The following is a 23,689-nucleotide window of genomic DNA, read 5'->3' as shown; positions in this document are numbered from 1 at the left end:
GGCGGTTGTCATGATGCGCTCCGCCCTGATCACATTCAGTCTCGGTATGGCGGCCTTGCCTGCCATGGCGCAACTGACGCCGGTGGGGCTGTGGCGCAACATCGACGACAAGACCGGCGTGGCCAAGGCCGAGATCCGCATCCGCGAAGGCGCCGATGGCGTCGTGACGGGTTTCGTGGAGAAGGCCCTGGTCACCTCCGAGCAGCCCAATTGCGATCTCTGCACCGATGATCGCAAGGGCAAGCCCAAGCTCGGTATGGAGATCATCCGTGGCGCGAAGAAGGTTGAGGGCGAAGACCACTGGGAAGGTGGCTACATCCTCGACCCCGACAACGGCAAGACCTACCGGCTGCGCATGAAGCCGCTTGACGGTGGCAGCCAATTGCAGATCCGGGGCTATCTGGGCCCCTTCTACCGGACCCAGGTCTGGATCCGCGTGCACTAACACTCAATCAGGAAGACAACCATGTCTCGATTCCAAGTCAGAAAAGTCGCCGTGCTCGGCGCCGGCGTGATGGGCGCGCAGATCGCCGCCCATCTGGTCAACGTCAAGGTGCCGGTCGTACTGTTCGACCTGCCGGCCAAGGAAGGCCCCAAGAACGGCATCGTCACCAAGGCCATCGACAACCTCAAGAAACTCAAGCCCGCCCCGCTGGGCGTGGCCGACGACGCCAGCCTGATCCTGGCGGCCAACTATGAAGAGAACCTGGGCCTGCTCAAGGACTGCGACCTCATCATCGAAGCCATCGCCGAGCGCATGGACTGGAAACTCGATCTCTACAAGAAGATCGCGCCCTTTGTGGCTAAGCACGCCATCGTGGCCTCCAACACCTCGGGCCTGTCCATCACCAAGCTGAGCGAGGTGCTGCCCGAAGCCATCAAGCCGCGTTTCTGCGGCATCCACTTCTTCAACCCGCCGCGTTATATGTACCTGGTGGAGCTGATCGCCACACCCACCACCCAGCCCGTCATCCTGGACCAGCTCGAGACCTTCGTCACCAGCGGCCTGGGCAAGGGCGTGGTGCGCGCCAAGGACACGCCCAACTTCATCGCCAACCGCGTCGGCATCGCCGGCATGCTGGCCACGATGAAGGAAGTCGAGAACTTCGGCCTGAGCTACGACGTGGTGGACGACCTCACGGGCAAGAAGCTGGGCCGCGCCAGTTCCGGCACCTTCCGCACCGCCGACGTGGTGGGCCTGGACACCATGGCCCACGTGGTCAAGACCCTGCAGGACAACCTGGACGAGAAGAGCGATCCTTTCTACGCCAGCTTTGGCACCCCGCCCGTGCTCAAGACCCTGATCGAAATGGGCAACCTGGGCCAGAAGAGCAAGGCCGGTTTCTACAAGAAGGTCGGCCGCGACATCCTGCGCTTCGATCTGGCCGGCAAGGAATACGTGCCCGGCGGCGAGAAGGCCGATGCGGTCTACGAGCGCATGCTCAAGAAGCCGGCCGGTGAGCGCCTCCAGCTGCTGCGCAACGCCGAAGGCGCGCAAGGCCGTTTCCTCTGGGCCATCCTGCGCAACAGCTTCCACTACGCCGCCGTGCACCTGGCGACCATAGCCGACACCGCGGCCGACGTGGACCTGGCCATGCGTTGGGGCTTCGGCATGAAACAGGGCCCCTTCGAGCTCTGGCAGGAAGCCGGCTGGCTCGAAGTCGCCAAGATGATCCAGGAAGACATAGCCGCTGGCAAGGCACTGAGCAAGGCGCCGCTGCCCAAGTGGGTGTTTGAAGGCCCTGTGGCCAAGGCCGGGGGTGTGCACACGCCCGAGGGTTCTTTCAACCCGAGCACGGGCAAGTTCCAGCCGCGACGCCAGTTGCCGGTCTACGGCATCCAGTACTTCCGCGAAAGCCTGCGTGGGGACGGTTCGCCCGACTACAAGACGGCCGGCAAGACCCTGTTCGAGGACGCGGCGATCCGCCTGTGGACGCTGGACGAGAACGTTGACGCCGCCAGCGGCAGCGTGCTGATCGCCAGCATCAAGAGCAAGATGCATGCGATCAGCCCGGACGTGGCCGAGGGCCTGGCACGTGGCGTCGAGATGGCCGAAGCCAATTACCAGGGCATGGTGATCTGGTCCGGTGACGAACCCTTTAGCGTGGGCGCCGACCTGCAGGCCATGTTGCCCGCCTTCATGATCGCCGGCGTCAGCGCCATCGACGGCGCCGAGCAGGAGCTGCAAAACCTCATGCTGCGCATCCGCTACGCGGGTGTGCCCGTGGTGTCGGCCGTGCGCGGCATGGCCCTGGGCGGTGGCTGTGAGCTGGCCGTGCACTCGGCACGCCGCGTTGTCGCGATGGAAAGTTATATCGGTCTGGTCGAGGTGGGCGTGGGCCTGATCCCGGGCGCCGGCGGTCTGACCTATATCGCGCGCCGCGCGGCCGAGAACATGGCCGCCTCCACGGGCAAGGACATCCTGCCCTTCCTGACCGAGGGTTTCACCGCCGCGGCCATGGCCAAGGTGGGCACCAGCGCGCTGGAATCGCGCAAGCTGGGCTACCTGCTGGACAGCGACTTGGTCGTGCCCAACAAGGACGAGCTGCTCTATACCGCGCTCAACGAAGCCCGTGCCATGTACCAGGGCGGTTGGCGTGCACCGCACAAGCGCCTGTTCCCGGTGGCGGGCCGCAACGGCCTGGCCACCATCAAGGCCCAGCTGGTCAATATGCGCGACGGCGGTTTTGTCAGCGCACACGATTTCCACATCGCCAGCCTGATCGCCAACGTGGTCTGCGGCGGTGACGTGGACGCCGGTACCCTGGTGAGCGAGGAATACCTGATGGCCCTGGAGCGCCAGGCCTTCTGCGCGCTCATCGTCCATCCCAAGACACAAGAGCGGATCATGGGCATGCTGTCTACCGGCAAGCCGGTGCGCAACTGATCGGCCGCAGCAAAGGAATCATCATGAAACAAGTTCAAGACGCCTACATCGTTGCCGCCACGCGCACGCCCATCGGCCGCTCGGGCCGCGGCTTCTTCCGCAACACCCGCCCGGACGATCTGCTGGTCGCCGCCATCAGGAGCGCCATGCTGCAGGTGCCCACGCTGGACCCCAAGGCCATCGAGGACGCCATCATCGGCTGCTCCTTCCCCGAGGCCGAGCAGGGCATGAACATGGCGCGTATTGCCGTGGGCCTGGCCTTCAACCACCCCGTGGGCGGCGTGACGGTCAACCGCTTCTGCGCTTCGGGCGTGACGGCCATCCAGATGGCCGCCGACCGCATCCGCGTGGGCGAGGCCGATGTGCTGATCGCCGGCGGCGCCGAGTCCATGAGCCTGGTGCCCATGGGTGGCGTCAAGCCCTCCTTCAACCCCGAGGTCTTTGCCCGCGACGAAAACGTCGGCATCGCCTACGGCATGGGCCTCACCGCCGAGAAGGTGGCCCAGCAGTGGAAGGTCACGCGCGAGATGCAGGACGCTTTTGCCCTGGAATCGCACCAGCGCGCGATCAAGGCGCAGAAGGCCGGTGAGTTCACGGCCGAGATGACGCCCATCGACGTGGTCGAGCGCACGCCCAATCTGGAAACCGGTGAAGTCAGCACCAAGAAGCGCACGGTGAGCCTGGACGAAGGCGCACGCGCCGACACCACGCTGGAAGCGCTGGGCAAGCTCAAGCCCGTGTTTGCTGCGCGTGGCAGCGTGACGGCCGGCAACAGCTCGCAGACCAGCGACGGCGCAGGCGCGCTGATCCTGGCCAGCGAGAAGGCCGTCAAGCAGTTCGGCCTCAAGCCCCTGGCACGCTTCGTGAGCTTCGCCGCGCGCGGCGTGCCGCCCGAGATCATGGGCATCGGCCCGATCGAGGCCATCCCCGCCGCCCTGCGTTACGCCGGTCTCAAGCACGAGGACATCGGCTGGTTCGAGCTCAACGAGGCCTTCGCGGCCCAGTCGCTGGCCGTGATCAACAGCCTGGGCCTGGACCCGAGCAAGGTGAACCCCATGGGCGGTGCCATCGCCCTGGGCCACCCGCTGGGCGCCACCGGCGCCATCCGCGCGGCCACCGTCGTGCATGCCCTGCATCGCCACAACCTGAAGTACGGCATGGTGACCATGTGCGTGGGCACGGGCCAGGGCGCGGCGGGCATCTTCGAGCGCGTCTGAGGCCATGAGCGCAGCGTTGGCACGCAGTCTGCCCCTCGAAGGCGGCGGCGCGCTCGCGTTGCGGGTCTACGAGCCATCCGGCGAGGCCCGGGCCACGGTGGTCATCGGCGGTGCCATGGGCGTGCCGCAGGACTACTACGCGCCCTATGCCAGCTGGCTGGCGGCACAGGGCTACCGCGTCTGGTCGTTCGACTACCGCGGCCACGGTGAATCACTGCCGCACACCCCCGGCCACAGCCTGCGCGGTTTCAAGGCCGACCTGTTCGACTGGGCGCGCGACTACGAGACCGTGGTGCTGACGGCCCGGCGCGAGCTGCCGGCGCGGCCGCTCTATCTGCTGGGCCACAGCCTGGGCGCGCAACTGCCCGGCCTGTTCCGCCATCCCGACCAGGTGGATGGCCTGTTCAGCATCGCGGCCGGCAGCGGCTACTGGCGCGAGAATGCGCCGCAGCTGCGCCGCCGGGTGCTCTTCTTCTGGCATGTCATGGTGCCGCTGGCCACGCGTGTCTGCGGTTATTTTCCGGGCCGGCGTCTGGGCATGGTGGGCAACCTGCCGGCGGGTGTGATCCATCAATGGCGCCGCTGGTGCATGCACCCGCGTTACAGCGCCGGTGCCGAAGGGGCCGAGGTGGCGCAGCGCTATGCATGTGCGCGCTTTCCCGTGCTGGCCTGGTCCTTCAGTGACGATGAACTGATGACGCTGCGCGGCACGCACAGCCTGATCAAGCTCTACAGTGCGGCCCCGAGCCAGGTCTTGACCCTCCACCCGGTGGAAGTGCCCTCACGCCGCATCGGTCACTTCGGTTTCTTCCGCGAGGCCATGCGTCCCACGCTGTGGCCGCGCAGCCTGGCCGCCCTGCAGTCCCTGGCTGCCTCCGGCGTCCCGCCGGGGACGCAAGGGGTGGCGACACCAGTGCACACTATGCAGCCATGAAACCACACGCCTTCGACGCCGCCACCGCGCTGGACTTGGTCGCCCCCGGCCGTTATGCAGGGCGCACCAGCGAGGCCTACTGGAACATGGTGGGGCCTTTCGGCGGCTGCACAGCCGCTACGGTGCTCAAGGCTGTCCTCGGCCATCCCGAGTTGCTGGGGGTGCCCCTGTCCATCACCGTGAACTATGCCGGTGCCTTGGCGCAAGGGTCCTTCGAAGTCCAGTTGTTGCCGGTGCGCACCAACCGCTCGACCCAGCACTGGACGGCGGCCATCGTGCAGAACGATGCGCAGGGCCAGCCGGTGGTGACCACCACGGCCACCGTCATCACCGCGGTGCGGCGCGAGACCTGGAGCCTGTCGGACCTGCCCATGCCCACGGTGCCCCGGCCTGCCGAGGCGCAGGCCATGCGCTATGACCAGGCCATGGCCTGGCTGGACCACTACGAGCTACGCCCGCTCAGTGGTCTGATCCCGCAGGCCTGGGACGGGCGCCAGCACGACCACAGCGTGTCGCAGCTGTGGATGCGCGACCAGCCGCCGCGCCCGCTGGATTTCTGCTCGCTGCTGGCCCTGTCCGACATCTTCTACCCGCGCGTCTGGCTGCGCCGTGCCACGCGTGTGCCGGCCGGCACGGTCTCCATCACGACCTATTTCCACGCCGGCGAAAAAGAACTGCGCGAGACGGGCAACGGCTACTTGCTGGGCCAGGCCCGTGGCCAGGAATTCCGCAACGGCTTTTTCGACCAGTCGGCCCAGCTCTGGAACGAGGCCGGCACCCTACTTTGCACCTCACACCAGATCGTCTACTTCAAGGAATGAACACCATGAGCGAGATCCTCGTCCACACCGAAGCCGGCGTCGCCACGATCAGTTTCAACCGTCTGGAGCGCAAGAACTCCATCACCTCGGCCATGTACGCCACCCTGGCCGACGCCGTGACCCAGGCCGCGACCGATGCAGCCGTGCGCGTGCTGGTGTTCCAGGGGCACGAGACCGTGTTCTCGGCCGGCAACGACATCGGCGACTTCCTCAACACGCCGCCGACCGGCGACGATGCCCCGGTGTGGCGTTTCATGCGTGCCTTGGCGGCGTTCCCGAAGCCCGCCATCGCCGCCGTTTGCGGCCCGGCCGTGGGCATTGGCACCACCCTGCTGTTCCACTGCGACCTGGTCTATGCCGGTGACAACGCGGCTTTCTCGATGCCTTTCGTGAACCTGGGCCTGTGCCCGGAGTTCGCCTCCAGCCTGACGGTGACGCAGATGTTCGGTTACCACCGTGCGGCCGAGGCGCTGTTGATGGGCGAGCCCTTCATGGCCGAGGCCGCGCTGGAAACCGGCCTGGTCAACCGCGTGCTGCCTCCGACCGAAGCCAATGGCTACGCGCAGGCGCAGGCGCGCAAGCTGGCCGCCAAGCCCCTGTCTTCCCTGGTTGAGACCAAGCGCCTGATGAAAAAGGGCCAGGCGGCCCAGATCATGGCGCAGATGGGCGAGGAGGGCGCCAGCTTCGGCCGCATGCTGCGCGAGCCGGCGGCGCGTGAGGCCTTTGGCGCCTTCATGGAGAAGCGCAAGCCCGACTTCTCCAAAGTCTGATGAAGGCCGCCGCGCCTTTTCCCGCCAGCGGTTTCGAGCCCGAGTTCGTCGCCGCACTCAAGGATATTTTCGAGCGGCAGATTGCGTTCAACCGGGTCCTGGGCCTGCAGATCACGAAGATCGCGCCCGAAGGCGTGTGCGCGCAGATCGCGATGAAGCCCGAGCTCATCGGTCACTTCGGGCACCAGCGCATCCACGGCGGTGTCATCAGTGCGGGACTGGACGCCATGGGCGGGCTGGCCATCATGGCCGCCATCGGCGCGCGCCATATGGACGAGGCGCCGCTGCAGCGCCTGCAGCGTTTCGGCAAGCTGGGCACCATCGACCTGCGCGTCGACTACCTGCGCCCGGGCATCGGTGAGCAATTCGAGTTGCGTGCCGAGGTGCTGCGCCTGGGTTCGCGCGTGGCCTCGACGCGCATGGAGTTCCTGGACGCCGGGGGCATGCTGCTGTCGACCGGCGCTGCCGCCTACATCGTGTCCTGATCAGGCCACGGGTCGATGGGGGACCAGTCGCGGTTTGCCCTGCTCGTCGATGGCCACGTAGGTCAGGTTGGCTTCCGTCACCTTGACGAACTGGCCCTGGGCCTGGAAGCGCTCGGCATAAACCTCCACCTTCACCGTGATCGAGGTCTTGCCGATACGGGTGAGCTTGGAATAGAAGGACAGGATGTCGCCCACACGCACCGGCTGTTTGAAGATGAACTCGTTCACCGCCACGGTGGCGATACGGCCGCCCGCATAACGGGCCGGGATCACCGAGCCGGCCAGGTCGACCTGGGCCATGACCCAGCCGCCGAAGATGTCGCCATTGGCATTGCTGTCGCCCGGCATGGGGATGACCTTGAGCACCAGTTCCTCGTCGGACGGGGGCTGGAGTGGGGCGGCGCTGGGAAATTCGCTCATGGGTGACAATCTCGGAAAAACTATCACCGGATTGTCCCCCATGCGCCGCTACGGTGAAACTGCCGCCTCTTCTTCTCCTGCCGCCCCGTCCTCCGCAGGCGTGCCGCGTTCCGACTGGTCCACGCTGCAGCGACTGTTCCCCTACCTCTGGGCCTACAAGTGGCGTGTCATCGCGGCGCTGAGCTTCATGGTGGGCGCCAAGCTGTCCAACGTGGGCGTGCCCCTGCTGCTCAAGGAACTGGTGGACGGCATGGGCCTGCGCCCCAGCGACCCCGCCGCTTTGTGGCTGGTGCCGGCGGCGCTGTTGCTGGCCTACGGCGCCCTGCGTTTCATGACCTCGCTGTTCACCGAGTTGCGTGAACTGGTCTTCGCCAAGGCCACCGAAGGCGCCGCGCGCACCATCTCGCTGCAGGTCTTCCGCCACCTGCATGCCCTGAGCTTGCGTTTCCACCTGGAGCGCCAGACCGGGGGCATGACACGCGACATCGAGCGCGGCACGCGCGCCGTGCACTCGCTCATCTCCTACTCGCTCTACAGCATCGTGCCCACGCTGATCGAATTCACGCTGGTGCTCACGCTGCTGGCGGTGAAGTTCGACTTCGGTTTTGTCTGGATCACGCTGGCGGCCCTGGTGAGCTATATCGCCTTCACGGTCACTGTGACCGAATGGCGCACGCGATTCCGCCGCCGCATGAACGAACTCGATTCCACCGCGCACAGCCGTGCGGTCGACTCGCTGCTCAACTACGAGACGGTCAAGTACTTCAACAACGAGGAGTTCGAGGCGCGCCGTTACGACGAGAACCTGGAGCACTACCGCCGCGCCGCCGTCAAGAGCCAGACCAGCCTGAGCCTGCTCAACACGGGGCAGCAGCTCATCATTGCCACCGGCCTGGTGGCCATGCTGTGGCGCGCCACCCAGGGCGTGATCGACGGCCGCATGACCCTGGGTGATCTGGTCATGATCAACGCCCTGATGATCCAGCTCTACATCCCCTTGGGTTTCCTGGGTGTGCTCTACCGCGAGATCAAGCAGAGCCTGACCGACATCGACAAGATGTTCACCCTGCTGGAGCGCGAGCGTGAGGTGGCCGATGCGCCGGGGGCGCTGCCCTTGCAGGTGGCGCAGGCCGAGGTGAGGTTTGAGCGCGTCAGCTTCTCCTACGAGCCGGCGCGTGCCATCCTGCATGAGGTGAGTTTCGAGATCCCGGCTGGCAAGACCGTGGCCGTGGTCGGCCCCTCCGGGGCGGGCAAGTCGACCCTGGCGCGCCTGCTCTACCGTTTCTACGACGTGAGCGACGGCCGCATCACCATCGCCGGTCAGGACATCCGCCAGGTCACGCAGTCCAGCCTGCGGCAGGCCATCGGCATCGTGCCGCAGGACACCGTGCTGTTCAACGACACGGTGGAATACAACATCGCCTACGGTCGTCCCGGCGCCAGCCGCGCCGAGGTGGAGGAGGCGGCACGCGCCGCCCACATCCATGCCTTCATCGCCGCTACGCCCAGGGGCTACGACACCATGGTGGGCGAGCGCGGGCTCAAGCTCTCGGGCGGCGAGAAGCAGCGCGTGGCGATTGCGCGTACCTTGCTCAAGAACCCGCCCGTGCTGATCTTCGACGAGGCCACCTCGGCCCTGGACTCGGCCAATGAGCGTGCCATCCAGGCCGAACTCAGGGGCGTGGCCCAGGGCAAGACCACGCTGGTGATCGCGCACCGCCTCTCGACGGTGGTGGATGCGCACGAGATCCTGGTCATGGAGGCCGGACGCATCGTCGAGCGGGGCTCGCACAGTGCGCTGCTGGCCCGCAACGGCAGCTATGCGCGTATGTGGGCCTTGCAGCAGAGCGCGGAATGAGCCCCGGCACGGGCCGGTCGCCGCATAATCCGCGCCATGGAAACCAAGTGGCTTGAGGATTTCGTCAGTCTGGCCGAGACGCGCAGTTTCAGCCGCTCGGCCCAGTTGCGCCACGTCACCCAGCCGGCCTTCTCGCGCCGTATCCAGTCTCTGGAGGCCTGGGCCGGCACCGACCTGGTGGACCGCAGCGCCTACCCCACGCGCCTGACGCCCGCCGGTGAAACCCTCTATGGCCAGGCGCTGGAGATGCTGCAGGCCCTGCAGCACACCCGTGCCATGCTGCGCAGCCACACGGCGGCCGGCGAGGATGTGATCGAGTTCGCCGTGCCGCACACCCTGGCCTTCACTTTCTTCCCGGCCTGGGTCTCCAGCCTGCGCGAAAACTTCGGCCCCTTCAAGAGCCGGTTGATCGCGTTGAACGTGCACGATGCGGTGATCCGCCTGACCGAAGGCAGCTGCGACCTGCTGCTGGCCTATCACCACCCTTCGCACCCCTTCCAGCTCGATGCGGAGCGCTACGAGCTCGTCAGCCTGGGGCAGGAGACCATCGCGCCGTATGCACGGCCCGATGCCCAGGGCCAGCCGCTGTTTCCGCTGCCCGGGCGTGCCGAGTTGCCCTTGCCCTACCTGGGGTATGCACCGGGCGCCTACCTGGGGCAGGTGGTGGATTTCATGCTCAAGCAGGCGGGCACGGCCATCCATCTGGACCGTGTCTACGAGACCGACATGGCCGAAGGCCTCAAGGCCATGGCGCTCGAAGGCCATGGCCTGGCCTTCCTGCCGCACAGCGCGGTGCGCAATGATCTGCAGGCCGGGCGGCTGGTCAGTGCTGCACCTGCCAGTGGTCTGCAGATCACCATGGACATGCGCCTGTATCGGGAGAAACCCCAAGGCAAACAGACGCCCAAGCGCACGGCCGAGGCACTCTGGCGTTTTCTGGCGGGGGGCGGGCCGGGTGCATGAGGGTAGACCTGTGTTGCCAAAATGACGGCAGCCGCTCTTTAATCACCCCAGGGGGCATATCCCGGCACGGGATTTGCTGGATACTCACAGTCTGAATTTCTCTTTTTAGGAGTTACGCATGAAGAAGCATCTGCTGGCACTCGCCATCGTCACCACCCTCGCTGCTGGGGCTCAGGCCCAGGGCAATGACACCCTGGCCAAGGTCAAGGCCTCGGGCAGCATCACCATGGGGGTGCGTGACTCTTCCGGCGCCCTGTCCTACACCCTGGGTGACGGCAAGTACGCCGGCTTCCACGTGGAGTTGTGCCAGCGCATCGTGGCCAATGTGGAGAAGGCCGTCGGCAAGAAGCTGGAGGTGAAGTACCAGTCGGTGACTTCGCAGAACCGCATCCCGCTGACCCAGAACGGCACCGTCGACATCGAGTGCGGCTCCACCACCAACAATGCCACCCGCCAGAAGGACGTGGCCTTTGCCGTGACCACCTTCGTGGAGGAAGTGCGCATGGCGGTCAAGGCCAACTCCGGCCTGACCTCGATTGCCCAGCTCAATGGCAAGAACGTGGCCACCACCACCGGCACCACCTCGGTGCAGACGCTGCGCAGGAACGAGCGCGCCCAGGGCATCAACTTCAATGAGATCTACGGCAAGGACCACGCCGACAGCTTCCTGCTGCTCGAGTCCGGCCGTGCCGACGCCTTCGTGATGGACGGCTCCATCCTGGCCGGCAACATTGCCAATGCCAAGAACCCGGCCGATTTCAAGATCGTGGGCGAGGTGCTCTCGGTCGAACCGATTGCCATCATGCTGCGCAAGGACGATCCGGCCTTCAAGAAGCTGGCCGACGACACGCTCAAGGGCATGATGCAGTCCGGCGAGATGGCCAAGATCTACGACAAGTGGTTCATGCAGCCCATCCCCCCGAAGAACAACAAGGTGGGCCTGGCCGTCAGCGACAGCACCAAGGGTGCCTGGGCTGCCCCGAACGACAAGCCCATGGAAGACTACGCCAAGAAATAAAGGGCGCAGGACTTTGCACAGGAAAAACCCCGCCCCGGACACCATCCGGGCGGGGTTTTTGCTTGGGCATGGAAGGCGACGCAAAATGCGTCAGGCCACACGGAGACACCGCACATGAGCTGGGACTGGCAGGTATTCCTCAACGACGACGGCAGCGGCCGCACCTATCTGGAATGGATGATCGACGCCTGGGGCTGGACGCTGGCCGTGGCCGGCAGTTCCTGGGTGGTGGCGGTGGTGATGGGCGCCCTCATGGGCACGCTGCGCACCCTGCAGGACAGCCCCTGGCTGGTGCGCCTGGCCACGGCCTGGGTCGAGCTGTTCCGCAACATCCCGCTGCTGGTGCAGGTCTTCCTCTGGTACTTCGTGGTGCCCAAGATGTTCCCGCTGTTCCAGCAGGTGCCGGGCTTCGTGCTGGTGGTCTTCGCCCTGGGTTTTTTCACCTCGGCACGCATCGCCGAGCAGGTGCGCGCCGGCATCCAGGCCCTGCCGCGCGGGCAGCGTTACGCGGCCCTGGCCATGGGCTTCACCACGGCGCAGGCCTACCGCTACGTGATCCTGCCCATGGCCTTTCGCATCATCCTGCCGCCGCTGACCAGCGAGTCCATGAACCTGCTGAAGAACTCGGCCGTGGCCTTTGCCGTGTCGATCGCCGAACTCACCATGTTCGCCATGCAGGCGCAGGAAGAAACCTCGCGCGGTGTCGAGGTCTACCTGGCGGTGACGGCGCTGTACATGCTGTCGGCCTTCGCGGTCAACCGCGTCTTCGCCTATATCGAGAAGCGGGTGCAGATCCCCGGTTTCATCGTCGCGGGCGGCACGGGCGGGGGACACTGACATGCTAGGCCTCGACCTCACCTTCCTGAGCTGGGACATCATCAGCAAGTTCGTGCTGGGCGGCCTGTGGTTCAGCATCAAGCTGACCCTCATCGCCACGCTGGGCGGCATCTTCTTCGGGACCCTGCTGGCGCTCATGCGCCTGTCCGGCAAGAAGGCGCTGATGCTGCCGGCCACCATCTACGTCAACGGCATGCGCTCCATCCCGCTGGTGATGGTGATCCTGTGGTTCTTCCTGCTGATTCCTTTCCTGATCGGCAAGCCCATCGGCGCCGAGGTGTCGGCCATCATCACCTTCATCGCCTTCGAGGCGGCCTACTTCAGCGAGATCATGCGCGCTGGTATCCAGTCCATCCCGCGCGGCCAGGTCTTCGCCGGCCAGGCCCTGGGCATGACGTATGGCCAGAACATGCGCCTGGTGGTGTTGCCGCAGGCCTTCCGCAACATGCTGCCGGTGCTGCTGACGCAGACCATCATCCTGTTCCAGGACACCTCGCTGGTCTACGCCATCGGCGCCTACGACCTGCTCAAGGGTTTCACCAATGCCGGCAAGATCTACGGCCGGCCCGAAGAGGCCTACCTGCTGGCCGCCGTGGTGTATTTCGTGATGTGTTTTGCCCTGTCCTGGCTCGTCAAGCGCCTGCAGGCCAAGATTGCCATCGTCCGTTAAGCATCGGAGTACAAGATGATTGAAATCAAGAACGTTTCGAAGTGGTATGGCCCGGTGCAGGTGCTCAACAACTGCTCGGTCAGCATCAGCAAGGGTGACGTGGTGGTGGTCTGCGGCCCCTCGGGCTCGGGCAAGTCCACGCTGATCAAGACCGTCAACGGCCTGGAGCCTATCCAGCAGGGCGAGATCCTGGTGGACGGTGTCAACCTTTATGACGCCAAGACCGACCTGCCCAGGCTGCGCTCGCGCGTGGGCATGGTGTTCCAGAGCTTCGAACTGTTCCCTCATCTTTCCGTGACCGAAAACCTGACCATCGCGCAGGTCAAGGTGCTGGGCCGCAGCATGGATGAAGCCAAGGTCCGTGGCCTCAAGATGCTGGACCGCGTGGGCCTGATGGCGCACAAGGACAAGTTCCCCGGCCAGCTCTCCGGCGGCCAGCAGCAGCGCGTGGCGATTGCCCGTGCCTTGAGCATGGACCCGATCGTGATGCTGTTCGACGAGCCGACCTCGGCGCTGGACCCCGAGATGGTGGGCGAGGTGCTGGACGTGATGGTGAGCCTGGCCAAGGAAGGCATGACCATGATGGTGGTCACGCACGAGATGGGTTTTGCCCGCAAGGTGGCCAGCCGCGTGATCTTCATCGATGTCGGTGGCCGCATCCTGGAAGACTGCAGCAAGGACGAGTTCTTCGGCCATCCCGAAAACCGCCAGCCGCGCACCAAGGATTTCCTGAACAAGATCCTGGCGCATTGAGCGCGAAAGATCCCAGGCGAGGGCTCAAGCAGAAGGCCTGGGGTGGGCGCCAGAGCGAAGTAAAGGAGGAGCAGCGGGCGCAGCCCGCCGCGGGGGACATGAGCGGCGGCGCTCGCCCCAGGCCTTTTGCGGGTGCCGGCCCAGGTTGTCCCTCGCTTTTGGGACAATAGCGCCATGACGCAAGAAATCACCCTCACCCGCCCCGACGACTGGCACCTGCACGTGCGCGACGGTGCGGCGCTGGCGGCCGTGGTGCCGCACACGGCGCGCCAGTTCGGCCGCGCCATCATCATGCCCAACCTCAAGCCGCCGGTGACCACCGCCAACGAGGCGGCGCACTACCGGGCGCGCATCCGCGCCGCCGTGCCTGCGGGCGTGGACTTCGAGCCGCTGATGACGCTCTACCTGACCGACAAGCTGCCGCCCGAGGAAATCGAGCGCGCCAGGGCGGCGGGTGTGGTGGCCTGCAAGCTCTATCCGGCTGGCGCCACCACCAACAGCGATGCCGGCGTGACCGACATCCGCAAGACCTACAAGACACTGGAAGCCATGCAGCGCGAGGGCCTGTTGCTGCTGGTGCATGGTGAAGTCACCAGCCCCGAGATCGACCTGTTCGACCGCGAGGCCGTGTTCATCGAACAGCAGTTGAAGCCCCTGCGCCGCGACTTCCCCGAGCTCAAGATCGTGTTCGAGCACATCACGACCAAAGAGGCGGCGCAGTACGTGATGGAGGGCGACCGCTACACCGGCGCCACCATCACCGCCCACCACCTGCTCTACAACCGCAACGCCATCTTCACCGGCGGCATCCGCCCGCACTACTACTGCCTGCCCGTGCTCAAGCGCGAAGTGCACCGGCAGGCCCTGGTGGCCGCGGCCACCAGCGGCAACCCGAAGTTCTTCCTGGGCACCGACAGCGCGCCGCACCCGGTGCACCTGAAGGAGCACGCCAGCGGCTGCGCCGGTTGCTACACCGCGCACGCCGCCATCGAGATGTATGCCGAGGCCTTCGACGCCGCGGGTGCGCTGGACAAGCTCGAAGGATTCGCCAGCTTCTTCGGTGCCGATTTCTATGGCCTGCCGCGCAACACGGGGACGATCCGCTTGCGCCGCGAGAACTGGACGCCGCCCGAGAGTTTCCCCTTCGGCGAAGCCGAACTCAAGCCCCTGCGCTCGGGCGAGACGCTGCCGTGGCGCATGGTCTGGACCGCATAGCCTGGCAGGCGCCCTGGCTGGCACCGTATCGCGCTGTCGGGGAGCCGCTGGCGCAGCAGGTCCAGGCCGGTCGCAGCTGCGCCGACGTTCTGGATGGTGCCGGTGCCCCGGTGCGCTTTGTGTCGCAGGCCGAGTTGCCGGCGGGGATGGCCTACGAGCAGTTCATCTTCGAGCAGCAGCGCGTGCCCACCCGCGACGGCCTGCACGATTTCTTCAACGGCCTCGTCTGGCTGCATTTCCCGCAGGCCAAACATCGCCTCAACCAGCTGCAGGCGGCGCAGATCGCGGCCGATGGCGTGTTGCCCGTGCGCGGGCCCGTGCGTGATGCCATCACCGTGTTCGACGAGAACGCCGCCCTGCTGCAGGCCCCCGATGCGTTGTGGGAGTCGCTGGCTGCGCGAGACTGGCAGCGCCTGTTCATCGGCCTGCGACCCTTGTGGTCCCAGGCCCGGCTGACACTGTTCGGCCACGCCCTGCTGGAGAAGCTGGTGTCGCCGCGCAAGGCCATCACTGCCCATGTCTACCGTGTGCCGCTGGACCTGGCGCCGGCCGGGCTGGATGCCTGGCTGGCGCAGGATCTGCAGGCGCCACGGCTGGCCGCAAAACCCTTCGTGCCGCTGCCGGTTCTGGGCGTGCCCGGCTGGTGGCCGGCCCAGCAGGACGCCGCCTTCTACGCCGATGCGCAGGTGTTCCGGCCACCGCGCCCCGCATCGATCCACGGATGACTCAATTCGCCACAGTTGATATGGAAATACCCCCCGGGTGCTTGAATTCGCCGGTTTCACCCTTACCATTCGCGCCATCGGTCCGCATGTGTCGGGCTGTCTGAGAAGGAAACCATGAAACGCATCATCCTGTTCGTCCTGACCAACCTCGCCGTGGTGGTCGTGCTGGGCATCGTGGCCAGCCTGCTGGGCGTCAACCGCTTCCTCACGGCCAACGGCCTGAACCTGGGCGCCTTGCTGGGCTTCGCGCTCATCATGGGCTTTGGCGGCGCCATCATCTCGTTGCTGATCAGCAAGCCCGTGGCCAAGTGGAGCGCCGGTGTGCAGATCATCGAGCAGCCGCAGACACCGGATGAGGCCTGGATCGTCAACACCGTGCGCAAGTTCGCCGACCAGGCCGGCATCGGCATGCCCGAAGTCGGCATCTTCGAGGGCGACCCCAACGCCTTCGCCACCGGCGCCTTCAAGAACTCGGCCCTGGTGGCCGTCTCCACCGGCCTGCTGCGCAACATGACGCGCGAGGAGGTCGAGGCCGTGATCGGCCACGAGGTGGCCCACATCGCCAACGGCGACATGGTGACCATGACCCTGATCCAGGGCGTGATGAACACCTTCGTGGTCTTCATCAGCCGTGTGGTCGGTTATGCCGTGGACAGCTTCCTGCGCAAGGGCGATTCGGAGAACTCCGGCCCGGGCATCGGTTATTTCGTGACGACCATCGTCATGGACATCATCCTGGGCTTCCTGGCCGCCATCATCGTGGCCTGGTTCTCGCGCCAGCGCGAATTCCGCGCCGACGCCGGCGCCGCGCAGCTGATGGGCCGCCGCCAGCCCATGATCAACGCCCTGGCGCGCCTGGGCGGCCTGCACACGGCCGAACTGCCCAAGAGCATGGCGGCCATGGGCATCGCCGGCGGCATCGGCCAGCTGTTCTCGACACACCCGCCGATCGAAGAGCGCATCGCTGCGCTGCAGAACGCGCAAGGCTGAGCCCTGACCTGAACATCGACCCCGGGGAATCCGTGTTTCCCCGGGGTTTTCGTTTTCCAGGGCATCGCTTGCATCGGGTCGGGGACATGTCCACAATGACACAGGTCGCTTGCTGCTGAGCGCATGCGGCCACCACCACCTGTGCCCTTCATGCCAGCCCCATCATCGCGCCCCACAGCCGCACCAGCCCTGCGCAACTTCATGACGCGGCTGGTGCTTGCCGTGGTGATCTTCAATCTGGGCCTGATCGCTTTTGTCCTCTGGGCCCTGCAGCAGAGCCGGCAGCAGTACGAGCGCCAGGCCGAGGTGACGACGGCCAACCTGGCGCGCCTGATGGAGCACGACATCGCGGCGTCCATCCGTGTGGTCGATCAGGCTCTGCAGACTGTGGCCAGTGAGGCCGCGCGGACATCGGCCGCTCCCGGCGCGGCGTCCTCGGCCCTGATCGAGGCGCTCATCGAACAGAAGCTGCAGCGGCTGCCCGAGCTGGACGGGCTGCGCGTGGCCGATGCGCAAGGGTGGCTGACCCACGGCACCGGGGTCAGGTCTGCCGGCCGGCTCAATATTGCTGACCGCGACTACTTTCTCCAGCTCCAGGCCGACCCGGGCGCCGGGCTGGTGATCGGCAAACCGGTGCAGGGACGAATCAGTGGCAAGTGGGTGCTCAACCTGGCGCGCGCCATCCAGCAGCGTGACGGCCGTTTTGCCGGGGTCGTGCAGGGCTCGGTGCCGCTGACCCTGTTCATCGAGCAGTTCATTCCCTTGCAGGTGGGCCCCAGCGGTTCGTTCACGCTGTTCGACGAGGATTTCAGGCTGGTGGTCCGGCAGCCCCTGCCGGGCGAGTTGTCACAAACCGTGGGGCGTCCCTTCGGTTCGGAAGCCTTGCGCGCACTGGTCCGCAGCGGACGGACAGAGGCCACCTACAAGGCCCGCTCCATCGTCGACAACGTCGAGCGGATTTCCTCCTACCGCCGCGTCCAGGGCACGGCCTACCACCTGGTCATCGGCCTGGCCGCAGAGGACTATCTGGTCGCCTGGCGGGGCGAGGCCTACAAGGCCGCCATCATGGTGCTGCTCTTCCTGCTGGTGAGCATCGTGTTTGCGTTTTTCATCCATCGCACCTGGCGCAGCCAGTATGCGGCGGTGGGCGCGCTCGAGCAGGCCTACCGCACGCTGGACGCCGAAAAGCAGCTGAACCAGACCATCATCCGCTCATCGCCCTTTGCCATTTACACGCGCGACCGGCGTGGTTTCGTCACGGCCTGGAACCCGGCGGCCGAGAAGCTGTTTGGCTGGCGTGCCGAGCAGATCGTCGGCAAACCCCTGCTCAGCGTGCCGCCCGGCAAGGAGCGCGAGACGGCGGAGCTGCGCGATCGGGTGCTGGGCGGCGAAAACATCATCGATTTCGAGGTGCAGCGCCAGAAACAGGATGGCACCTTGTTCGACCTCAGCACCACCCTGGCGCCCTTGCGGGATGCCACGGGGGAGGTCACGGGTTACCTGGCCATCGCGGCCGACATCACGGCGCGCAAGGCGGCGGAGGAGCAGATCGAATTCCTGGCCTACCGCGATGTGCTCACTGGCCTGCCCAACCGCCAGCTGCTGCTGGACCGCTTCGGCCAGGCGATGGCCCATGCCGAGCGCACGCGCAGCAAGGTGGCCCTGCTGTTCCTGGACCTGGACAACTTCAAGACCATCAACGATTCGCTGGGTCACGCCGTGGGGGATGCCCTGCTGCAGGAAATCGCCCGCCGTCTGGGCGAGTGCGTGCGTGAGACCGACACCATCAGCCGCCAGGGCGGCGACGAGTTCCTGATCGTGCTGCCCGACCTGGCCGGGACCGAGGCCATCCCGCCCGTGCTGCTGAAGATCCGTGAGCGCCTGCAGGCCTCTTTTCTGGTGGAGGGCCATGAACTCACCACCTCGGCCTCGATCGGGGTGGCGCTCTATCCCGACGATGGTCGCGATTTCGATACCCTGCTGAAGAAGGCCGATACGGCGATGTACCGCGCCAAGGACGCCGGGCGCAACCACTACCGTTTCTTCGACGAGCAGATGAACGTCGAGGCGGTTGAGCACCTGCACCTCAAGAGCGGACTGCGGCGCGCTCTTGCGTTGGGGGAGTTCGAGCTGCACTACCAGCCGCAGTTCGAGCTCGCCAGTGGCCGGGTGATCGGGGTCGAGGCCCTGATCCGCTGGCGCCACCCCGAGGACGGCCTGATTTCACCGGCGCGCTTCATCCCGGTGGCCGAGGACAGCGGCCTGATCGTGCCGATCGGCGAGTGGGTGATCCAGGAGGCCTGCCGCCAGGCCGTGGCCTGGCGCAGCGCCGGCCTGCCGCCGCTCATCATGGCGGTGAACCTGTCGGCCGTGCAGTTCCGCCGTGGCGACGTGGAGCAGACTATCGCCCGGGCGCTGCAGGCCACCGGTTTTGACCCGCATCTGCTGGAACTGGAACTGACCGAATCCATCCTGATCCACGATACCGAAAGCGTGCTCAGCAGCGTGCGCCAACTCAAGCAACTGGGCGTGAAGCTGTCCATCGACGACTTCGGGACCGGCTATTCGAGCCTTTCCTACCTCAAGCGTTTCGATGTCGACAAGCTCAAGATCGACCAGAGTTTCATCCGCGACCTGGCCAGCGACCCGGACGATGCCGCCATCGTGCGCGCCATCGTCCAGATGGCGGGCAGCCTGAACCTGCGTACCATGGCCGAAGGCGTGGAAGATGCGGCCACGCTGGCCCTGTTGCGCGAGTTCGCCTGTGACGAGGCCCAGGGCTATCACTTTGCCCGGCCCATGGAAGCCCAGGCCCTGGCCGATTTCATGGCGCAGGCGACGCGATCATCATCAAGCAGCGAGAAGGTAGGGATGCCATGAAGTCATACATCAGGACAGGGGTTTTGCTGGCCCTGCTGGGCATGGTTGGTGCGGCCACGGCACAAACCTGCGAGCAGGCCTGGGCGGACTACAACGAGTTCAAGAAGCGCGCCGAGATGGATCCGGCGCAGTACCCGCTGACAAGCTACGGGGCGGCGGTGCGTGCGGCCTGCGGGCCCGAGGCCTTGCCGGCGCCGCCCGGCACCGACACGCCGCCGCCGCCGCGCGTGCGCAAGTCCAAACCCGTGTCGCCGCCGGAAAAACCGAAGGCGCCGCCGACGAACTGAGGTCCCGTGCGCGTGGGGTGCCAGGCCGGTTCAGGCCAGCAGATCCAGCGCCAGCGCCTCGGCCACCTTGATGCCGTCCACACCGGCGGACAGGATACCGCCGGCATAACCCGCGCCCTCGCCGGCCGGGTAGAGCCCGCGCACGTTCAGGCTTTGCAGATCGTCACCTCGCGGGATCCGCAGTGGCGAGGAGGTGCGCGTCTCCACGCCGGTCAGGACGGCGTCCGGCATGTCGAAGCCCTTGATCTTGCGGCCGAAGGCGGGCAGTGCTTCGCGCATGGCCTCGATGGCATAAGCGGGCAGGGCGGCGTGCAGATCGCCCAGGTGCACCCCCGGTTTGTAGGAGGGCAGCACGTTGCCGAAGTCGGTCGACGGCTGGCCGGCGATGAAGTCACCCACCAGCTGGCCCGGTGCTTCGTAGTTGCAACCACCCAGCACGTAGGCCTGCGCCTCCAGCTTGCGTTGCAGCACGATGCCCGCCAGCGGGTGGTGTTGCGCGGGCTGCTGCTGCGCCATGGCGGCGGCCTGCAGGGCGTAGCGCAGGCCATCCTCGGCACCGAAGGCGGCCTGCCAGTCGGCCACGTCGCGGATGCCGTCCGGGTAGTCCGTCGGCTCGATACCGACCACGATGCCGGCATTGGCGTTGCGTTCGTTGCGCGAGTACTGGCTCATGCCGTTGGTCACCACGCGGCCCGGCTCCGAAGTGGCGGCCACCACCGTGCCGCCCGGGCACATGCAGAAGCTGTAGACAGCACGGCCGTTTTTCGCGTGATGCACCAGCTTGTAGTCGGCCGCGCCCAGCAGGGGATGGCCGGCGTATTTGCCCCAGCGGGCCCGGTCGATCAGGCCTTGCGGGTGCTCGATGCGAAAGCCGATCGAGAAGGGCTTGGCCGACATGCTCACGCCGCGGTCCCACAGCATAGCGAAGGTGTCGCGTGAGCTGTGGCCCAGGGCGATCACCGCATGCGAGGCGCGCAACTCGTAGGGCGTGCCGGTGGCCAGGTCCAGCACCGTCAGGCCGCGCAGTCGTTTCCCCCCAGGCGCGTCGTCCAGCAGCACATCGGTCACGCGCTGCTCGAAGCGGATCTCGCCGCCCAGCGCGATGATCTGCTCGCGGATGTTTTCCACCACCTTGACCAGCTTGAAGGTGCCGATGTGCGGGTGCGCCTCGACCAGGATCTCCTCGGGTGCGCCGGCCAACACGAACTCGTGCATGACCTTGCGGCCCAGGTGCCGCGGGTCCTTGATCTGGCTGTAGAGCTTGCCGTCGCTGAAGGTGCCGGCGCCGCCCTCGCCGAACTGCACGTTCGACTCCGGCTTGAGGACGTGCTTGCGCCACAGGCCCCAGGTGTCCTGGGTGCGCTGGCGCACCTTCGTGCCGCGCTCGATCACGATGGGCCTGAAGCCCATCTGTGCCAGCAGCAGCGCGGCAAAGATGCCGCAGGGACCGAAACCCACCACCACGGGCCGCTCCTGCAGACCGGCGGGGGCCTGCGCGACCGGGTGGTAGACGAGATCCGGGCTGGGGCGGATGTGCGGGTTCTGGGCGAACCGGGCCAGCAGCGTTGCCTCCAGTGCGGGCGGCAGTGCCACGTCGACGATGTAGACCTGCTGCAGCTCGGCCTTGCGCGCGTCGAAGCTGCGCTTGTAGACGGTGTGCTGGCTGATGTCGCCGGGCGCGATGCCCAGCGTCCTGGCGATGAGCGCAGGCAGCGCCTCGGGGGCGTGCTCCAGCGGCAGCTTGAGTTCGGTCAGTCGGATCATGGCTTGTGGTGATCAAGCAGAAGAAGGTCGCCATGATACGCGGCGGCACCATTCCGGTCTTGCTGGGATAATCACGCTGTGAAGTCAGCCAGACCGCCGCTGGTGCAATCTGGGAAACCAGGCACTGGAGGAACGTCCGGACTGCACAGGGCAGCGTAGGAGGTAACACCTCTCCACCGTGAGGTGAGGATCAGAGCAACAGAGACGAGTCGCAGTGGGGCAACCCGCTGCGGGTGAAACGGGCAATCTCTACGCGCAGCAATACCAAATAGGCACACGCTGACGGGGCCCCCCGAGTGTGCGGGTAGGTAGCACCGAGCCGGTGGGGCGACCCCCGGCCCAGATTAATGGCGGTCACACCGCGGGCAACCGCGGCGCACAGAATCCGGCTTATCGGCTGACTTCACACTTATCAGCAGGGGCGCTGCCTGGGCAGCGCCCCTTTCTTTTTCAGCGTTTGGTGGCCAGCGCGCCGGCCAGGGCGAACACCGAGTTCGGCACGGTCACCTTGGGGGCCTCGGACTTGCGCTGGGTGAAGATGCCGCGCCGGCTGGCGGGGCGCTCCTCGACCGGCACACCCTTGGCGCGCTGTTCCTGGCAGAGCTGCAACAGCTTGATGGACTGCAGGTGCTCCATCATGCGGCTGTTCAGACCGCTCCACAGATCCTGTGTCAGCTGCCAGCCGGCTTCACCGGCCTCGGTGGCGGCATCGGCCTGCAGGGCACGAGTCCCCTCGACGGCACGGATGATGTCGGCCACGCTGATGAGCTGGGCGCTGCGGCCCAGGGTGTAACCCCCGCCCGGCCCGCGCGTGCTCTCCACCAGCCCTTGCTGACGCAGCTTGCTGAAGAGTTGTTCCAGATAGGACAGGGAGATCTGCAGCCTTTGCCCGATGGAGTTCAGGGGCACAGGCCCCGAACTCTCGCGCAAGGCGAGATCAATCATGGCGGCGACGGCAAACCGGCTCTTGGCGCTTAAACGCATGGCAGTTTCCTTTCTGCAGACAGAGGGCACGGACGGAAAGCGTCCGCACAAAGAACTGTAGGGCGCATCGATCTTCCGGTAAATTCGAATTTTCAGGATAATTACTTCGAGAAAACCGAAGTGAAAGAGTTCCCATGAATTTCAAACATCTGCATTATTTCTGGGTCGCAGCCAGATCTGGCGGTATCTTGAGAGCGGGTGAGCAGTTACATACAACACCCCAGACGCTGTCCGGGCAGATCAAGCTGCTGGAAGAGCGACTGGGGCGCAAGCTGTTTCGCAAGAGCGGCCGCCAGCTCGAGCTGACCGATGACGGTCGCGTGGCCCTGGGCTATGCCGACGAGATCTTCACACTCGGGGCCGAACTGGAAGCCGCCCTGCGCCAGCCGCTGAGCGGGCCGCGGGTGCTGGACTTCCGTGTGGGGGTGGCGGACTCGGTGGCCAAGTCGGTGGCCTACCGCCTGCTGGAGCCGGCCATGGACCTGGAGCTGCCGGTGCGCCTGATCGGCGTGGAAGGCAAGTTTCCCGACCTGCTGGCGCAACTGGCCCTGCACCGGCTGGACCTGGTGATTGCCGACGAACCGCTGACGCGGCGCATCAGCGTGAAAGCCTACAACCACGCCCTGGGCACCTCGCGCATGAGCTTTTTCTGCGCCCCGGCGCTGCGCAGCCAGCTGCAGGGGGCTTTCCCGCAGTGTCTGCATGGCGCGCCCATGCTGATCCAGGGGGCGGCTTCCTCGGTGCGCCAGCAGCTCGACGCCTGGCTGGCGCGCCATCAGATCCAGCCGCGTTTCGTGGGCGAGTTCGACGACGGCGCGCTGATGACGGCCTTCGGTCGTGAGGGGCGCGGGGTGTTCATGTCGCCCAGCGTGCTCGAAGCCGAGACCGTGGCCCATTACGGCGTGGAGGTGCTCGGGCGCGGCGATGAGGAGCTGGTCGAGGAGTTCTATGCGGTCTCGGTGGAGCGGCGCATCAAGCACCCGGCGGTGGCCGCCATCACGCAGGCAGCGCGCGGCCGACTGTTCCGCGCCTGAGAACTTGCGAATAAATCTACTGCGCAACCCGATCGCCGCGTTGGGCGGTGTTGGCTCTGGCCGCTGCGCTTAACTTTCGCTCCACGAAAGTTAGCCTGCGCCGCAACTGCGTTGTCGCCATCCTCACGTACGGAAAGTACGTTCCGGTGGCTGCGCTCCGTCCGCCTTGCGCTCGGG

The 23,689-nt window shown here is 66.1% G+C and carries 22 protein-coding genes and 1 other RNA gene; 20 read left to right on the top strand and 3 right to left on the bottom strand.

Annotation, left to right across the window (positions count from 1 at the left end):
• Window positions 1-13: 13 nt before the first annotated feature.
• From HTY51_RS14275 to HTY51_RS14245, 7 genes are read left to right on the top strand one after another with little or no spacing between them, the layout of a single operon-like run.
• Window positions 14-445 (top strand): DUF2147 domain-containing protein, encoded by a 432-nt coding sequence (locus tag HTY51_RS14275; RefSeq protein ID WP_174254297.1) that lies wholly within the window; start codon window positions 14-16, stop codon window positions 443-445.
• Between the two features lie 21 nt (window positions 446-466).
• Entirely contained in the window at window positions 467-2,887 is a 2,421-nt protein-coding gene (locus HTY51_RS14270) for a 3-hydroxyacyl-CoA dehydrogenase/enoyl-CoA hydratase family protein (protein ID WP_174253343.1), read from the top strand.
• 23 nt (window positions 2,888-2,910) lie between these two features.
• Window positions 2,911-4,104, top strand: a complete 1,194-nt coding sequence (locus HTY51_RS14265) for an acetyl-CoA C-acyltransferase (protein ID WP_174253342.1) — start codon at window positions 2,911-2,913, stop codon at window positions 4,102-4,104.
• Between the two features lie 4 nt (window positions 4,105-4,108).
• On the top strand, window positions 4,109-5,038 hold the full coding sequence (locus HTY51_RS14260) for an alpha/beta fold hydrolase (RefSeq protein ID WP_174253341.1): 930 nt from the start codon (window positions 4,109-4,111) through the stop codon (window positions 5,036-5,038).
• The gene (locus HTY51_RS14255; protein ID WP_174253340.1) at window positions 5,035-5,859 is read left to right on the top strand and encodes an acyl-CoA thioesterase II; all 825 of its coding nucleotides are present in this window, start codon (window positions 5,035-5,037) and stop codon (window positions 5,857-5,859) included. The genes HTY51_RS14260 and HTY51_RS14255 overlap by 4 nt, the downstream gene beginning before the upstream one ends.
• 5 nt (window positions 5,860-5,864) lie before the next feature.
• A complete protein-coding gene (locus HTY51_RS14250) occupies window positions 5,865-6,629 on the top strand; it encodes an enoyl-CoA hydratase (protein ID WP_174253339.1) in 765 nt (254 codons plus the stop codon).
• Window positions 6,629-7,114, top strand: coding sequence for a thioesterase family protein (locus HTY51_RS14245; RefSeq protein ID WP_174253338.1), 486 nt, complete (start codon window positions 6,629-6,631; stop codon window positions 7,112-7,114). Before HTY51_RS14250 ends, HTY51_RS14245 begins: the two co-directional genes overlap by 1 nt.
• Here HTY51_RS14245 and HTY51_RS14240 read toward each other — a convergent pair whose 3' ends face one another.
• Window positions 7,115-7,534 carry an acyl-CoA thioesterase gene (locus HTY51_RS14240; RefSeq protein ID WP_174253337.1) on the bottom strand — a complete coding sequence of 140 codons (420 nt, stop codon included), beginning with the start codon at window positions 7,532-7,534 and terminating at the stop codon, window positions 7,115-7,117. It abuts the gene before it with no gap.
• A gap of 40 nt (window positions 7,535-7,574) precedes the next feature.
• Between HTY51_RS14240 and HTY51_RS14235 the strand changes: the two genes are divergently transcribed.
• The 11 genes from HTY51_RS14235 to HTY51_RS14185 all read left to right on the top strand — a co-directional run bounded on the left by HTY51_RS14235 (window position 7,575) and on the right by HTY51_RS14185 (window position 19,730).
• Window positions 7,575-9,392 (top strand): ABC transporter ATP-binding protein/permease, encoded by a 1,818-nt coding sequence (locus tag HTY51_RS14235; protein ID WP_174253336.1) that lies wholly within the window; start codon window positions 7,575-7,577, stop codon window positions 9,390-9,392.
• 36 nt (window positions 9,393-9,428) lie between these two features.
• Window positions 9,429-10,355 (top strand): LysR substrate-binding domain-containing protein, encoded by a 927-nt coding sequence (locus HTY51_RS14230; RefSeq protein WP_174253335.1) that lies wholly within the window; start codon window positions 9,429-9,431, stop codon window positions 10,353-10,355.
• Between the two features lie 118 nt (window positions 10,356-10,473).
• A complete protein-coding gene (locus HTY51_RS14225) occupies window positions 10,474-11,373 on the top strand; it encodes an amino acid ABC transporter substrate-binding protein (protein WP_174253334.1) in 900 nt (299 codons plus the stop codon).
• A gap of 114 nt (window positions 11,374-11,487) precedes the next feature.
• Window positions 11,488-12,210 (top strand): amino acid ABC transporter permease, encoded by a 723-nt coding sequence (locus tag HTY51_RS14220; protein ID WP_174253333.1) that lies wholly within the window; start codon window positions 11,488-11,490, stop codon window positions 12,208-12,210.
• A gap of 1 nt (window position 12,211) precedes the next feature.
• A complete protein-coding gene (locus HTY51_RS14215; protein WP_174253332.1) occupies window positions 12,212-12,880 on the top strand; it encodes an amino acid ABC transporter permease in 669 nt (222 codons plus the stop codon).
• 15 nt (window positions 12,881-12,895) lie between these two features.
• Entirely contained in the window at window positions 12,896-13,633 is a 738-nt protein-coding gene (locus tag HTY51_RS14210; protein WP_174253331.1) for an amino acid ABC transporter ATP-binding protein, read from the top strand.
• Window positions 13,634-13,807: 174 nt separating this feature from the next.
• A complete protein-coding gene (gene pyrC, locus HTY51_RS14205) occupies window positions 13,808-14,848 on the top strand; it encodes a dihydroorotase (protein WP_174253330.1) in 1,041 nt (346 codons plus the stop codon).
• Window positions 14,824-15,573 (top strand): DUF3025 domain-containing protein, encoded by a 750-nt coding sequence (locus tag HTY51_RS14200; RefSeq protein ID WP_174253329.1) that lies wholly within the window; start codon window positions 14,824-14,826, stop codon window positions 15,571-15,573. The genes pyrC and HTY51_RS14200 overlap by 25 nt, the downstream gene beginning before the upstream one ends.
• 114 nt (window positions 15,574-15,687) lie before the next feature.
• Window positions 15,688-16,563, top strand: coding sequence for a protease HtpX (gene htpX, locus HTY51_RS14195; protein WP_174253328.1), 876 nt, complete (start codon window positions 15,688-15,690; stop codon window positions 16,561-16,563).
• A gap of 150 nt (window positions 16,564-16,713) precedes the next feature.
• The gene (locus HTY51_RS14190; protein ID WP_174253327.1) at window positions 16,714-19,443 is read left to right on the top strand and encodes an EAL domain-containing protein; all 2,730 of its coding nucleotides are present in this window, start codon (window positions 16,714-16,716) and stop codon (window positions 19,441-19,443) included.
• Entirely contained in the window at window positions 19,440-19,730 is a 291-nt protein-coding gene (locus HTY51_RS14185; protein WP_174253326.1) for a hypothetical protein, read from the top strand. The genes HTY51_RS14190 and HTY51_RS14185 overlap by 4 nt, the downstream gene beginning before the upstream one ends.
• A 30-nt stretch (window positions 19,731-19,760) precedes the next feature.
• On the opposite strand, the gene HTY51_RS14180 is transcribed toward HTY51_RS14185, so the two are convergent.
• Entirely contained in the window at window positions 19,761-21,494 is a 1,734-nt protein-coding gene (locus tag HTY51_RS14180; RefSeq protein ID WP_174253325.1) for an NAD(P)/FAD-dependent oxidoreductase, read from the bottom strand.
• Between the two features lie 80 nt (window positions 21,495-21,574).
• Between HTY51_RS14180 and rnpB the strand changes: the two genes are divergently transcribed.
• An RNA gene (gene rnpB / locus HTY51_RS14175) (RNase P RNA component class A) lies at window positions 21,575-21,903 on the top strand.
• Between the two features lie 41 nt (window positions 21,904-21,944).
• On the opposite strand, the gene HTY51_RS14170 is transcribed toward rnpB, so the two are convergent.
• On the bottom strand, window positions 21,945-22,478 hold the full coding sequence (locus HTY51_RS14170) for an Rrf2 family transcriptional regulator (RefSeq protein ID WP_174253324.1): 534 nt from the start codon (window positions 22,476-22,478) through the stop codon (window positions 21,945-21,947).
• Between the two features lie 134 nt (window positions 22,479-22,612).
• Here HTY51_RS14170 and nhaR point away from each other — a divergent pair, with 134 nt between their 5' ends.
• Window positions 22,613-23,512 (top strand): transcriptional activator NhaR, encoded by a 900-nt coding sequence (gene nhaR, locus HTY51_RS14165; RefSeq protein ID WP_174253323.1) that lies wholly within the window; start codon window positions 22,613-22,615, stop codon window positions 23,510-23,512.
• The last annotated feature ends 177 nt before the right edge of the window (window positions 23,513-23,689 follow it).

The sequence above is a fragment of the Rhodoferax sp. BAB1 genome, assembly GCF_013334205.1.
Lineage (GTDB): Bacteria > Pseudomonadota > Gammaproteobacteria > Burkholderiales > Burkholderiaceae_C > Hylemonella.
The sequence above is the reverse complement of the archived record's forward strand: the minus strand, read 5'-3'. Positions and strand labels throughout refer to the sequence as shown.